We start from the raw sequence: 12672 nt of genomic DNA, 5'->3' as shown, positions 1-12672 counted from the left end.
GCGGTCGGAAAGGTGCGTATTTTCGGCAGAATGAAGGGCAAGGCGCAGCGCGCAGGTGGTGGGCGGCGTCCCTCTGGCTTGTCCTCTCTCCGGGGGCCGCTTAGGTAAGGGGCCAACGCCTTTCACGGAGAGATCTCATGTCCGCCCCGCTTGCTTCCTTCGATTACGATCTCTTTGTCATCGGGGGCGGTTCCGGCGGGGTGCGGGCGGCGCGGATCGCCTCCAGCGAGTACGGCGCCAAGGTCGCCATGGCCGAGGAATACCGGATGGGCGGCACCTGCGTCATCCGCGGCTGCGTGCCGAAGAAGCTGATGGTCTTCGCCGCCGGTCACGGCCAGTCCATGGACGAGGGCGCGGCCTATGGCTGGCAGGTCGAGAAGGGCCGTTTCGACTGGATGGCCTTCCGCCACAAGCTGGACGCCGAGCTGAACCGGCTGGAATCGATCTATACCCGCAACGCGGAAAGCGCCGGGGTTACGATCTATCACCAGCGCGCCACCATCGCCGGCGCGCATGAGGTGAAGCTGGCCGATGGCCGCGTGGTGACCACCAAGCACATCCTGATCGCCACCGGCGGCACGCCCTTCATCCCCGAGCCCTATCGCAACGTCGGTGCCTGGACCTCGAACGAGGTGTTCCTCGCCGACAAGCTTCCGGCGAACCTGCTGGTCATGGGCGGCGGCTTCATCGCCTGCGAGATGGCCGAGATCTATCAGGGCCTCGGCACGCAGGTGACGCAGATGTACCGCGGTGCGCAGATCTTGCGCGGCTTCGACGCCGACCTGCAGGAGCATGTCGCGGCGGCGCTGGTGCAGCAGGGCGTCGCGCTGGAGGTCAACACCGACCTCGTGTCGTTGGAAAAGCTGGAGGACGGACGGTTCCGCGCCAAGGACAACCAAGGCCGCGACCGGATCTTCGAAGCGGTGCTGTTCGCAACGGGTCGCACCCCCAACACCAAGGGGCTGGGGCTGGAAGAGGCTGGCGTCACGATGGGCAAGGGTGGCGAGGTCATCGTCGACGACTATTCGCAGACCAACATCCCCTCGATCTTCGCCGTGGGCGACGTGACCGACCGCATCCAGCTGACACCGGTCGCCATCCGCGAAGGTCATGCCTTCGCCGACACCGTCTTCGGCGGCAAGACCACCAAGGTCGACCATACCAACGTCCCCTCGGCCGTGTTCACCCGCCCCGAGGCCGGCACCGTCGGTCTGACCGAGGCCGAGGCGGCCAAGGAGCATGATATCGACGTCTATCTCGCCAGCTTCCGGCCGATGCAGACCTCGTTCATCGGGGCCGAGACGAAGGCAATGTTCAAGCTGGTGGTCGATCAGGCCTCGGGCCGTGTGCTGGGCTGTCATATCGTCGCACCCGGCGCGGGCGAGCTGATCCAGATCGCCGGTGTCGCGGTGAAGATGGGCGCAACGAAAGCCGATTTCGACGCCACGATTGCCGTGCATCCGACGATGAGCGAGGAATTGGTGCTGATGAAGAAGCCGACGCGCTCGGTTTCGCGGCAGGGCTGAGGGCCCGTCTGCCGCGGTAAAATGGCGGTCAGGGCGGGGAAGTCGCGGGCGATTTGGCTTGAAACCCTGCCCATCGTGCCCAATTGAGGGCATGATACAGACCGGATGACAGACCTGAACCAAGGAGAGGCCATGTCAGGCAACAGTGGAGGCCCGTGGGGCGGCGGTGGCTCGAATAACGGGGGCCGCGGCAATTCGGGTGGGGGGAACCGCCCGAACGGCAGCGGCAACGGGCCCGAGCGTCCCCAGATTCCCGAGATCGATGACCTCGTGAAGAAGGGCCAGCAACAGCTGAAAGTCCTGATGGGCGGTCGCGGTGGCGGCTCGAACGGCACTGGCGGCGGTGGTCGCGGGACCGGTGGTCCGGGCATCACCGGGCGCGGCGTTCTGCTGGGCGCCGTGGTGCTGGCGGGCCTGTGGGCCTATGCCTCGTTCTACACGGTGCGCCCGGAAGAGCGCTCGGTGGAGCTGCTGTTCGGTCAGGAATATTCGACCGGCAACCCGGGTCTGAACTTCGCCCCCTGGCCGGTCATCACCGCCGAGATCGTGCAGACCACGACTGAACGCGTGACCGAGGTCGGCGCGGGTCGCTCGGCGCTCGATCAGGGCCTGATGCTGACGCGGGACGAGGCCGTGGTGGACATCGAATTCCAGGTCGTCTGGAATGTCGCCAACCCCTCCGACTTCCTGTTCAACCTCGCGGATCCGGCCAACACCGTCCGTGCGGCGGCGGAATCGGCGATGCGCGACATCATTGCGCGCTCGGAACTCTCGCCCATTCTCAACCGCGACCGGGGCACGATTGCCGCCGAATTGCGTGCGGCCGTGCAAGGGATCCTCGACGATTACGAGGCCGGCATCAACGTGATCCGGATCAACTTCGACCGGGCCGACCCGCCGCGTGAGGTGATCGACAGCTTCCGCGAAGTGCAGGCCGCCCGGCAGGAGCGTGACCGCCTTGAGCGTCAGGCCGATGCCTATGCCAACCGCGTCCTCGCCGGTGCCCGCGGTGAAGCCGCGCAGGTGCTCGAAGAGGCCGAAGCCTATCGCGCCCAGGTCGTCAACGAGGCCGAGGGTGAAGCCAGCCGCTTCCTCGCGGTCTGGGAAGAATACCGCAACGCGCCCGACGTGACGCGCCAGCGGATGTATCTGGAAACCATGGAGCGCGTGCTTGGTGGCATGGACCTGACCATCCTCGACGGTGTGACCGGCGAGAACGGTGGTTCGGGCGTGGTGCCCTACCTGCCGCTGGATACCCTGCGCGGAGGCGCGGCCCCCACCACGAGCAGCCGCTCGACGCAATCGAACTCGGGGAGCAACTGATGAAACGCGTCACTCTCCTCATTCCCGCCGTCATCATCGCCGCCGCTCTGGTGCTGTCCTCGATGTTCGTCGTCGACGAGCGCGAAAACGTGCTGGTGCTGCAATTCGGTCAGGTGAAGCAGGTCCGCTCGGACCCCGGCCTGTATTTCCGCGTGCCCTTCATCCAAGAAGTCGTGCGCTACGATGCCCGGATCCTCGGCCTGCAATCGCAGCCGTTGGAAGTCACCCCGGCCGATGACCGTCGTCTGGTCGTCGACGCCTTCCTGCGCTGGCGCATCGCCGATGTGCAGCGCTTCCGTCAGGCTGTCGGCACCGAGGGTGTCCGCGCCGCTCAGGTCCGCATCGAGCGCATCCTGAACGCCGCCATCCGCGAAATCCTCGGTTCGGTGCCGTCGAATGCCGTGCTGTCGGAAGACCGCACGCAGCTGATGGAGCAGATCCAGGACGTCGTGGACCGCGAGGCCCGCTCGCTGGGCGTCGACGTGATCGACGTGCGTCTGACCCGCACCGACCTGCCCGAGCAGAACCTCTCGGCCACCTATGCCCGTATGCGCGCCGAGCGTGAACGCGAAGCGGCGGACGAGATCGCCCGGGGTAACGAGGCCGCCCAGCGTGTCCGCGCCCAAGCCGACCGGACGGTGGTGGAACTGGTGTCCAGCGCCCGCCGTGACAGCGAGATCGTGCGCGGTGAAGCCGATGCGACGCGGAACCGGATCTATGCCGATGCCTTCGGTCAGGACCCGGACTTCTTCGCCTTCTCGCGCTCGCTGACCTCGTATGAGCGCGCGCTGACCGGCGACAACGCGTCGATGGTTCTGGCCCCGGACAGCGACTTCTTCCGCTTCCTGCGCCAGATCGATCCGGCGGGCACCGTAGCCGCGGCCCAAGCCGCCGCACCGGCCCCGCAGGCCGAGGAGCCGGCCGCGACGCAGGCCGAAGCGCCGGCAGAGGCCCCGACGGCGGCTCCGGCCGAAGAGCCGGCCCCCGATGCGGAAGCCGCACCGGAAACGGAAACCGCTCCGGCCAACTGATCCCGACACACAAGCGCGCCCCCGTCTTCGGGGGCGCGTTTCTTTTTGCCCTCTCGTACCCCCGTGACCGCCATGACCAACCTCGACGCCCCGATCCTTGAACCCGGCGAGACCATTCTTGAGACCTATCGCCCGGACCGCGGCCGCTACTGGCGTGACCACGGGGTTATGGCCGTGGGCCTGATGGCACTGGCGGGCGGCGTCCTCTGGGCGATCGACAGCCCCTATCCCGCCATCGGCTCTCTGGGCGCGATCCTCGCCGTGGGGGTGCGCGCCGCTTACCTCTCCTCCGAGACGCTCAACCTCAGCTGGACACTCACCGACCGCCGGCTGGTCCTGCCCGGCGGCCAGCGGTCCGTCCCGTTGACGGACTTGGAGCGCGTTCGCCCCTTCCTCGGCGATGTGCAGGTGATCACCCGATCCGGCGACAAGCACCTGCTCAAGCACATGGCAGATGCCGCGAACGTGGTCGGAAAAATCACCGAGGCGCGGGATAAACGCGCGAAACGCCGCGTATCGTGACCCTTCGCACGCCCGGTTAACTGGTCTGCAAGGCCAAGCGCCCCATCCTCAGATCCAAGCAAAGGATTCGAGCGATGATGCACACCTCTGACCTCCCTGCCCTTCCCCCCGCGCTGATTTTCGTGGCGCTGGCCGCTTGCCTGCTCACCGCGCTGTTGACCGCCCCCGGCCTTGCCCCGGTGCGACAGGCGTTCAAGACACCCCGCCCCGCGCTGCGCCTCGCCCCGGATGAGAAGCTGCTCCTGCGCCTCAATCCCGACGGGCGGCTGATGCGGCTCGCTGCCGTGGCGATCTTCGCGCTGACCATCGCGCTGTCGCTGGCCGAGCAATGGCTGCTCGGCGCGCGCCCGTCCGAGGCCTATCTGGCGCTTCTACCCTTCTCACTGGCGGCCCTGTGCTACCTGCGCGCCCTGTCGCGCTGCGGCTGGGTCGTGACCAACCGGCGCGTGGTGACGGACCTCGGGGCGTCGCTGCCTCTGGCCGAGATCGGGCGCATTGCCGTCGGCCCCGCCTTGCTGCGCCTTGACGGTGTCGGCGCGCAATCCATTCAGCTGCACGGGCTGACCGACGCGCCCGGTGCCGCGCGCACCATTCGCGCGGCGCTGCAGGCCGCCTGACCGGTAGCGCCGCCGCCGCGACAGCGTTATAGAGGCCGCCGAGCCCCCACCAAGGGGGGCAGGACAGAAGGCGGCGCGCATGATTCTGCATTTCACCAACGCCCGGCTGATCGACCCCGAGGGCGATAGCGTCACCACCGGCAGCCTCACCATCGAGGACGGTCGCATCACCGCGCTGAACGGCGGCGCCCCCGCCGGGGCCGAGGTGATCGATGCGCGCGGCAAATGCCTCGCCCCCGGTCTGGTCGATTGGGGTGTGCATGTCGGCGAACCCGGCGCGCGCCACAAGGAGAGCTACCGTTCGGCCGGCCTCGCTGCCGCCGCGGGGGGCGTCACCACCTTCATCACCCGCCCCGACACCACGCCCGCCACCGATACGCCCGAAGCGCTCGACTTCCTGCGCCGCCGCGCCGGGGCCGAGGCGCCAGTGCATGTGCACCACATGGCCGCCCTGACCCGGGGCCGCGAGGGGCGCGAGATGGCCGAGATCGGCTTCCTGCAGGACGCGGGCGCCGTGGCCTTCACCGATGGCGATCATGTCATCGAGAACACCAAGATCTTCTCGCGCTGCCTGACCTACGCCCGGTCCTTGGGCGCCTTGGTCGTCGGCCACCCGCAGGACCCCGGCCTGAGCAAGGGCTCGGCCGTGACCTCGGGCAAGTTCGCCTCGCTGCGGGGCCTGCCCGGTGTCTCGCCGATGGCCGAGCGCATGGCCTTCGACCGCGACATGGCGCTGATCGAGATGACCGGCGCGCGTTACCACGCCGATCAGGTCACCAGCGCCCGCACCCTGCCCGCGCTGGAGCGCGCCAAGAAGAACGGGCTCGATGTGACGGCGGGGATCTCGATCCACCACCTGACGCTGAACGAATACGACGTCGGCGACTATCGCAGCTTCTTCAAACTGACCCCGCCCCTGCGCTCGGAAGAAGACCGCCTCGCGATGATCGAGGCCGTGGGGTCCGGGCTGATCGACGTCGTGGGGTCCATGCACATGCCGCAGGACGAGGAATCCAAGCGCCTGCCCTTCGAGGAAGCCGCCCCCGGCGCCGTGGGTCTGGAAACCCTGCTGCCCGCCGCCCTGCGCCTCTATCACAACGACCAACTGACCCTGCCGCAGCTGTGGCGCGCGATGGCGCTGAACCCGGCGAAACGGCTGGGCCTCGACGCCGGGCGGCTGGCGGTCGGTGCGCCGGCGGACCTCGTGTGGTTTGATGCGGACGCGCCTTTCGTGCTCGACCGCTTCACGCTACGCTCGAAGTCCAAGAACTCGCCCTTCGACGGGGCGCGGCTGCAGGGCCGGGTGCTGGGCACCTGGGTCGCCGGTCAGCCGGTTTACGCGCGCGAGGTCGCCTGATGTTCCCGGAGATCACCACCGCCTCGATCCTGCTGATCCTCGCCGGGATCGGCGCCTATCTCTTGGGCTCCATTCCCTTCGGCGTGGTCATCACCCGCGCGATGGGGCTAGGCGATGTGCGCAAAATCGGCTCGGGCAACATCGGCGCGACCAACGTCCTGCGCACCGGCAACAAGGGTGCGGCGCTGGCCACCCTTCTGCTGGACGCGGGCAAGGGCGGCATCGCCGTGCTGATCGCCCGCGCGCTGCTGGGTGAGGACGCGGCACAACTCGCCGGTTTCGCCGCCTTCCTCGGCCACCTGTACCCGGTCTGGCTTGGCTTCAAGGGCGGCAAGGGCGTCGCGACGTTCCTCGGCACGATGCTGGCACTGGCCTGGCCGGTGGGCCTTTTGTGCTGCGCCACCTGGCTGGCCGGACTGGCGCTGACGCGGATCTCTTCGGCCTCGGCGCTGGTGGCCTCGCTGTCAGCGGCGGGGTGGCTCTGGGTCTTCGGCCCGCAAAGCATGATCCTTCTGGCCCTAGCCCTCGCCGCGCTCGTTTGGATCCGCCACACCGCGAATATCCAGCGCCTCATCGCCGGAACCGAGCCCAAGGTCGGCAAGTAATCCCCGCCCTTTCACGCTGCCCCAAATACGCAGAAGGCGCGCGATCCCCTTGCGCGCCTTCTGGCATTCTCACCTTGTCGCAAATACTCATACGACCTTGGCCAAGGGCCGTCAGGCCGCGAACAGAGCCCGTGCCTCGTCGCCCGACAGCACCGGCCGCGCCGCCCCGAACGAGGCGATCCCGGCCTCCGTCGCCAGCTCGGGGAACAGGCCCAGCAGCTCGGCGCGGGTGTTCTTCTCCAGCGCGTTGATCACGCCCAGAGCAGGCTGGAAGCTCTCAGTCCAGGACCCCTCGGCGCGGATGATCTCATGACGGGCGCACATGATGTGCAGATAGCTCACGTCGCCTTCGACGATGCGGCTGACGCCCGGCAGACCCATCAGGTCCACCGCCGCCACCAGCAGTTCGCTTTCGCCGAACATCAGCTCGGCGCGCGGCCCACTGATCAGCATGCGGTGACGCGGCGAGACGACAAGGTCACGCTCCGGCAGGCCCCGGCCCAGCGCGCCCTGCGCGATGCGCACCGGCGCCGCGGCGGGGACCATGGCCATCTCGGCTGCGGTCATGTCGCGACGGCCCATCCAGGTCATCTCCTGATAGCCGTGGTCGCGGGTCAAGAGCTTGTCGCCCAGCACCAGATCCTCGACCGCGACGCGGCCGCGCAGGGTGTCGATCAGGGTTCCCGGCGCGAAGCAGATGATCTTCTCGAAGCTTTCGAAATCCAGCCGCTTGCCGTCCTTAAAGACGACGTAGCCGGTCTGGGAATACGTGCCATCGCCGTTGTCGATGGTCCCGGTGATGGTCACCACCGCCCCTTCCGAAGCATCGGGCAGCACCAGCGTGTCGAAGCCCGACCCGCCATGCACATAGCCGTTGGTCGAGGTCAGCACCTGCGCGGTGTCGGTGCCCGAGCCCATGTAGACATTCTCGATCTCGGCGAAATTGGCGGTGTTGCCGCCGTCCGTCATCGTCCCGGCCTCGTTGCCGGTGTAGATCAGCGTGGTGTCCAGCGTCATCTTCGACGCATCAATCTTGTCGCCGATGGTCTCGCCTGTCTCACCGCCGACGATCTCATGGTTGCCGAAGCCGTCGAACACGTCGAAGGTATCGTCGCCCGAGCCGCCATAGGCCGTGTCGTCGCCATTCCCCAGCACCAGCGTATCATTGCCATAGCCGGGTTCCGGCGAATCCGAGGGCGAGTTGCCGCCGGTGTCCCCAAAGGCGCTGTCACCGTAGAGGATGTTGTTGCCCTCGCCGCCGATGATGAGGTCATTGCCCTCGCCGCCGATCAGCTTGTCGTCACCCTCATTGCCGTACAGCGTGTCGTCGCCGGCATCGCCCCAGATGGAATCGTTGCCGTCGTTGCCCGACAGAAGGTCATTCCCGGCCCCGCCGAAGATCCAGTCGTTGCCCGCGCCGCCGTTGATCGTGTCGTCGCCAATGCCGCCATAGACCGTGTCGTTGCCGCCGTTGGCATCGATCCGGCTGCCGCTGTCGCTGGCGGTATCGCCGTCGGTGTCGGTGTAGCCGACGCTGATCGACTCGCCCGCATCGGTGCCGTCGACCGTGCCCGGCGTGGCCAATGTCACGGTATCATCGGCGTCGATATTGGCGAAGTTGACCTCGGTCATGCCGGGGGTGGTGTTGGTCGCCACAATGTCGATCGAGGTGATGTTCACCAGATCGCCATTGCTGTCGAAGGGCACCAGCATCTGCGACGCGATGCCGGTATCCGGGTCCGTCACCTCGATGACCAGCAGGGTCATGGTGGCCGTGACGCTGCCGCCGACCGCGCTGGAATAGGTGACATCCGCGCTGAGCGTGCTGAGGCTGGTGATCGAGCCGATGAGCCCGTCCATCACGAAGCCGTCGCCGACCGACATCCGCCCGGCCGCGCCGGTCGCCGTGCTGATCGCACTGTCCCCGATGCCGGTCAGGCCCGAGCCAAGGGTCAGGGAATCGCCGGGCGCGAAGCCCGAGACATCGGTGAGGATCAGGTCGTTGACGGTGTTACTCATGAGGGCGGCTCCTGCACGGGGGCAAACTCTTTCACCGGGGTCTAGCCCTCGATTGTGGATTGCTTCGGCCTCAATCGGGGCAATTGTGCGGCATCGGGAAACAGGTTGGTTCCGCCGTGAGCAGCGCGATTTTCAAGCCGCATCGCAAAGTGCCCCAGAGATTTCGCGCATTTCCCCGCCGTGCGGCAGGGCTTAGACTGGCCCTCAGAAGCCGGAGCCAGACCATGACCGAAACCATCCTGCGCGGGCGCGTCCTGTCCTTCCGTCGCCGCCCCGAGGGCGTGAGCGACACCGACGCCCTCGATTGGTTCGAGGACGGTGCCGTGCATCTGCGCGACGGGATGATCGTGGCGATGGGTGACTTCGACCGCGTGGCTGTCCCGGGCGTGCCTGTGACCGACCACCGCCCGCATCTGATCACGGCGGGCTTCATCGACACCCATATCCATTTCCCGCAGGTGCAGATCGTCGCCAGCTGGGGCGCGCAGCTGATGGATTGGCTCAACATCTACACCTTCCCGGCCGAGACGCGCTTCGCCGATCCCGCCCATGCCGCGCGCATGGCCAAGGCCTTCTACGACCTGCTGCTGTCGAACGGCACGACTACGGCCTCCGCCTTCTGCTCGGTCCACCCCACCTCGGTCGAGGCCTATTTCACCGAGGCCGAAGGCCGCGGCATGCGCATGCTCGGCGGCAAGGTGCTGATGGACCGTAACGCGCCCGAGGCCCTGCAGGACACGCCACAATCGGCCTATGACGACAGCGCCGCGCTGATCGACCGCTGGCACGGGCGCGGCCGCGCGCTCTATGCGATCTCGCCGCGCTTCGCGATCACCTCGACCCCCGCGCAGATGGAGGCCGCCGGCGCCCTGATCGCCCGCCACCCCGAGTGTCACGTCCAGACCCATCTGTCCGAAAACCTCGACGAAATCGCCTTCGCCTGCTCCCTCTATCCTGAGGCCGAGGGCTATCTCGACATCTACGCCCGCTACGGCATGCTGGGCCCCAAGTCCCTGCTCGGCCACGCCATCCACCTGTCGGACCGCGAACGCGCGGTGATCGGCGAGACCGGCGCGCATCCGGTGCATTGCCCGACCTCGAACCTGTTCCTGGGCTCGGGGCTCTTCGACGAGGCGGCGCTGCGGGCGCATGGCGCCACCTCCGGCATTGCCACCGATATCGGCGCCGGCATGAGCTGGTCGATGCTGAAGACCGGCGGCGCGGCCTATGCGATCGCCCAGCTGCAAAAGCGCAGCCTCGACCCGCTGACCGGCTTCTGGTGGATCACCCGCGGCAATGCCGATGTGCTGGGCCTGACCGACCGGATCGGCACGCTGCAGGCCGGGACCGAGGCGGATATCACCGTCCTCGACAGCCGCGCCACGCCGGAATTGGCGATCCGCATGGAGGCCGCGCAGGATCTGAAGGACGAGCTCTTCGCCCTCCTGATCATGGGCGATGACCGCGCGGTGGTGGAAACCTATGTCGCCGGGCGTCCATCACGTCCCCGTTGAGGCCCGTCGAGACCCTCGACAGAATGCAGGACCGGGCGCATCCTGTCGGGACATTTTATCCCGGAGATTTCCATGCGCCTTTTCCCGATCGCCGCCGTCGCGCTGCTTCTGCCGGCCCCTGTCCTAGCCGAGACCGGACCCGGCTTCTGGTCCTACCCCTCGACGCCCAACCTCGGCGCCGAGGATCTCACCGCTCTGTGCGAAACCGGCTTCTCACTGATCTATGCGGACGGTCACCGCCAAAGCTTTCTGCGGGTCGACACCGACGCCGGCCCCCGACTGATCCTCGACAGCGAGGTCGAGTGCCGCACCGATGGCGATCAGACGGCCTGCGCCGGCTGGGTCTCGGACGGCATGACGCAGAGTGACAGCACCACAGTCACCCGCTTCGACCACCCCGATGGCACCCTCCGCGCGATCACCGATGTGATGGACGGCAGCGCCCCCGTCACCAGCTATCCGCAACTCTGCCCCGACAGTGCCGTCCGCGCAGCCTTCGCCCTGGGCGCCACGCCGGCCCCCTGACCCGTTCATCTTCGTTCCGAAATTATCCTCGGGGGGTGAGGAGCGCAGCGACGGGGGCAGACAGCCCCCCTTCTCCCCTCACCGCAAAGCTCAGCAGTTCGGCACGTTGACGGCCAAGCCGCCCAGAGCGGTTTCCTTGTATTTCTCGCTCATGTCGGCACCGGTCTGGCGCATCGCCTCGATGCAATTGTCGAGGGGCATGAAATGCACCCCGTCCCCGCGCAACGCCAAGGATGCTGCCGAGACCGCCTTGATCGCGCCCAGACCATTGCGCTCGATGCAGGGCACCTGCACGAGGCCCTTCACCGGGTCGCAGGTCATGCCAAGATGGTGCTCCAATGCGATTTCGGCCGCGTTCTCGACCTGCTCAGGGCTCCCGCCCATCACCGCGCACAGCCCGGCCGCCGCCATCGCCGCGGCCGAGCCAACCTCGGCCTGACAGCCGCATTCCGCGCCGGAGATGGAGGCGTTGTGCTTGATCAGCCCGCCGATGGCCGAGGCCGTCAGCAGAAAATCCTCGACCTTGTCGCTGGAGGCCCCCGGAACATGGTCGAGGTAATAGCGGATCACCGCCGGCACCACGCCCGCCGCGCCATTCGTGGGCGCGGTGACCACCTGCCCTCCGGCCGCGTTCTCCTCATTCACCGCCATCGCATAGACCGACATCCAGTCGTTGATCACATGCGGCGCGGTCAGGTTCAGCCCCCGCTCGGCCATCAGCGCATCATGGATGCCCTTGGCGCGACGGCGCACCTTCAGCCCGCCAGGCAGGATTCCCTCGCCGGTCAGACCGCGCTCGATACAGGCATTCATCACCGCCCAGATCCGCTGGATCCCCGAGGACAGCGCCTGCGCGTCGCGGCGGGTCAGCTCATTCGCGCGCTTCATCGTGGCAATGGACAGCCCGCTTTCCTTGGCCATCGCCAGCATCGCCTCGGCGCTCTCGAAGGGGAAGCGCACCGGCGCGCCCTTGGGCCCGGCCTCGCCCGCCTGCATCTCGGCATCGGTCACCACGAAACCGCCGCCGACCGAATAATAGGTCTCCTGCAGGATCACGTCGCCCTGCGCATCGGTCGCCATCAGGATCATGCCATTGGCATGGCCGGCCAGTGCGGGGCCGTAGTCGAAGATCAGATCGGCCTTGGGGTCGAATTTCAACACCGGCAGATCGGGCGGGCTGACGGTCTTCGTGGCCTCGATCTCGGCCATCACCGCTTCGGCGCGGGCGGCATCGAAGCTTTCGGGCAGGAAGCCCGCAAGCCCGAGGATCGTCGCGCGGTCCGTCGCATGCCCGACGCCGGTGAAGGCGAGCGAGCCATGCAGCGAGGCGCGCAGCCCATGGGCATGGAAGGGCGAGGCCCGCAGCCGGTCGAGGAAGCGCGCAGCGGCGACCATCGGCCCCATCGTATGCGAGGAAGACGGGCCGACACCGATTTTGAAGATGTCGAAGACGGAGAGGAACATAGGAGGGCGCTCCGAAAGGCGTTTCGGGCCACCCTAACCATGCGACGACGGGCAAAGCGACCGCCAGCGACACCAAGGCCACGTTTTGCGCCCTGCCCTCCTCACCTTGTCCCAAATACTCAACCTAATGCCCGGCCGGGAGGCGGCCGAAGCGCCCGGGGTGGGTGGG

11 protein-coding genes are annotated in these 12672 nt (G+C 67.4%); 9 read left to right on the top strand and 2 right to left on the bottom strand.

The genetic code is table 11. From position 1 onward, the window contains the following. Window positions 1–137: 137 nt before the first annotated feature. The 7 genes from gorA to plsY all read left to right on the top strand — a co-directional run bounded on the left by gorA (window position 138) and on the right by plsY (window position 6981). Complete coding sequence (gorA, locus tag BCY78_RS22780; protein WP_068306425.1) at window positions 138–1526, top strand: glutathione-disulfide reductase; 1389 nt, start codon at window positions 138–140, stop codon at window positions 1524–1526. 132 nt (window positions 1527–1658) lie between these two features. After that, window positions 1659–2849 (top strand): FtsH protease activity modulator HflK, encoded by a 1191-nt coding sequence (gene hflK / locus BCY78_RS22775; protein ID WP_068306423.1) that lies wholly within the window; start codon window positions 1659–1661, stop codon window positions 2847–2849. After that, window positions 2849–3880 carry a protease modulator HflC gene (hflC, locus tag BCY78_RS22770; protein WP_068306421.1) on the top strand — a complete coding sequence of 344 codons (1032 nt, stop codon included), beginning with the start codon at window positions 2849–2851 and terminating at the stop codon, window positions 3878–3880. Before hflK ends, hflC begins: the two co-directional genes overlap by 1 nt. 72 nt (window positions 3881–3952) lie before the next feature. Beyond that, a complete protein-coding gene (locus tag BCY78_RS22765; protein ID WP_068306419.1) occupies window positions 3953–4402 on the top strand; it encodes a hypothetical protein in 450 nt (149 codons plus the stop codon). A 74-nt stretch (window positions 4403–4476) separates the two neighbouring features. Further along, the gene (locus BCY78_RS22760; RefSeq protein WP_068306417.1) at window positions 4477–5019 is read left to right on the top strand and encodes a hypothetical protein; all 543 of its coding nucleotides are present in this window, start codon (window positions 4477–4479) and stop codon (window positions 5017–5019) included. Window positions 5020–5098: 79 nt separating this feature from the next. Beyond that, window positions 5099–6376: a dihydroorotase gene (gene pyrC, locus BCY78_RS22755; RefSeq protein WP_068306415.1), complete on the top strand. Its 1278-nt coding sequence runs from the start codon at window positions 5099–5101 to the stop codon at window positions 6374–6376. Further along, on the top strand, window positions 6376–6981 hold the full coding sequence (gene plsY / locus BCY78_RS22750; RefSeq protein WP_068306414.1) for a glycerol-3-phosphate 1-O-acyltransferase PlsY: 606 nt from the start codon (window positions 6376–6378) through the stop codon (window positions 6979–6981). Before pyrC ends, plsY begins: the two co-directional genes overlap by 1 nt. Before the next feature lie 111 nt (window positions 6982–7092). Here the strand turns inward: plsY and BCY78_RS22745 are convergent, their stop codons facing one another. After that, window positions 7093–9000: a Hint domain-containing protein gene (locus BCY78_RS22745; RefSeq protein ID WP_068306412.1), complete on the bottom strand. Its 1908-nt coding sequence runs from the start codon at window positions 8998–9000 to the stop codon at window positions 7093–7095. A 224-nt stretch (window positions 9001–9224) separates the two neighbouring features. Between BCY78_RS22745 and guaD the strand changes: the two genes are divergently transcribed. Both guaD and BCY78_RS22735 read left to right on the top strand, forming a co-directional pair. Beyond that, a complete protein-coding gene (gene guaD, locus BCY78_RS22740) occupies window positions 9225–10514 on the top strand; it encodes a guanine deaminase (RefSeq protein ID WP_068306410.1) in 1290 nt (429 codons plus the stop codon). Window positions 10515–10586: 72 nt separating this feature from the next. Continuing rightward, window positions 10587–11039: a hypothetical protein gene (locus BCY78_RS22735; RefSeq protein ID WP_068306408.1), complete on the top strand. Its 453-nt coding sequence runs from the start codon at window positions 10587–10589 to the stop codon at window positions 11037–11039. Window positions 11040–11129: 90 nt separating this feature from the next. On the opposite strand, the gene BCY78_RS22730 is transcribed toward BCY78_RS22735, so the two are convergent. Then, window positions 11130–12503 carry an L-serine ammonia-lyase gene (locus BCY78_RS22730; RefSeq protein WP_068306406.1) on the bottom strand — a complete coding sequence of 458 codons (1374 nt, stop codon included), beginning with the start codon at window positions 12501–12503 and terminating at the stop codon, window positions 11130–11132. Between the last annotated feature and the right edge of the window lie 169 nt (window positions 12504–12672).

The sequence above is a fragment of the Pararhodobacter sp. CCB-MM2 genome, from assembly GCF_001691415.1.
Lineage (GTDB): Bacteria > Pseudomonadota > Alphaproteobacteria > Rhodobacterales > Rhodobacteraceae > Pararhodobacter.
This window is presented reverse-complemented; position numbering and strand designations above follow the sequence as displayed.

Bases quoted from the DNA above. Each gene is read 5' to 3' on its own strand.
- plsY (WP_068306414.1), top strand. From the start codon at position 6,376: ATGTTCCCGGAGATCACCACCGCCTCGATCCTGCTGATCCTCGCCGGG.
- hflK (WP_068306423.1), top strand. From the start codon at position 1,659: ATGTCAGGCAACAGTGGAGGCCCGTGGGGCGGCGGTGGCTCGAATAAC.
- BCY78_RS22730 (WP_068306406.1), bottom strand. From the start codon at position 12,503: ATGTTCCTCTCCGTCTTCGACATCTTCAAAATCGGTGTCGGCCCGTCT.
- hflC (WP_068306421.1), top strand. From the start codon at position 2,849: ATGAAACGCGTCACTCTCCTCATTCCCGCCGTCATCATCGCCGCCGCT.
- BCY78_RS22735 (WP_068306408.1), top strand. From the start codon at position 10,587: ATGCGCCTTTTCCCGATCGCCGCCGTCGCGCTGCTTCTGCCGGCCCCT.
- BCY78_RS22745 (WP_068306412.1), bottom strand. From the start codon at position 9,000: ATGAGTAACACCGTCAACGACCTGATCCTCACCGATGTCTCGGGCTTC.
- guaD (WP_068306410.1), top strand. From the start codon at position 9,225: ATGACCGAAACCATCCTGCGCGGGCGCGTCCTGTCCTTCCGTCGCCGC.
- gorA (WP_068306425.1), top strand. From the start codon at position 138: ATGTCCGCCCCGCTTGCTTCCTTCGATTACGATCTCTTTGTCATCGGG.
- BCY78_RS22765 (WP_068306419.1), top strand. From the start codon at position 3,953: ATGACCAACCTCGACGCCCCGATCCTTGAACCCGGCGAGACCATTCTT.
- pyrC (WP_068306415.1), top strand. From the start codon at position 5,099: ATGATTCTGCATTTCACCAACGCCCGGCTGATCGACCCCGAGGGCGAT.
- BCY78_RS22760 (WP_068306417.1), top strand. From the start codon at position 4,477: ATGATGCACACCTCTGACCTCCCTGCCCTTCCCCCCGCGCTGATTTTC.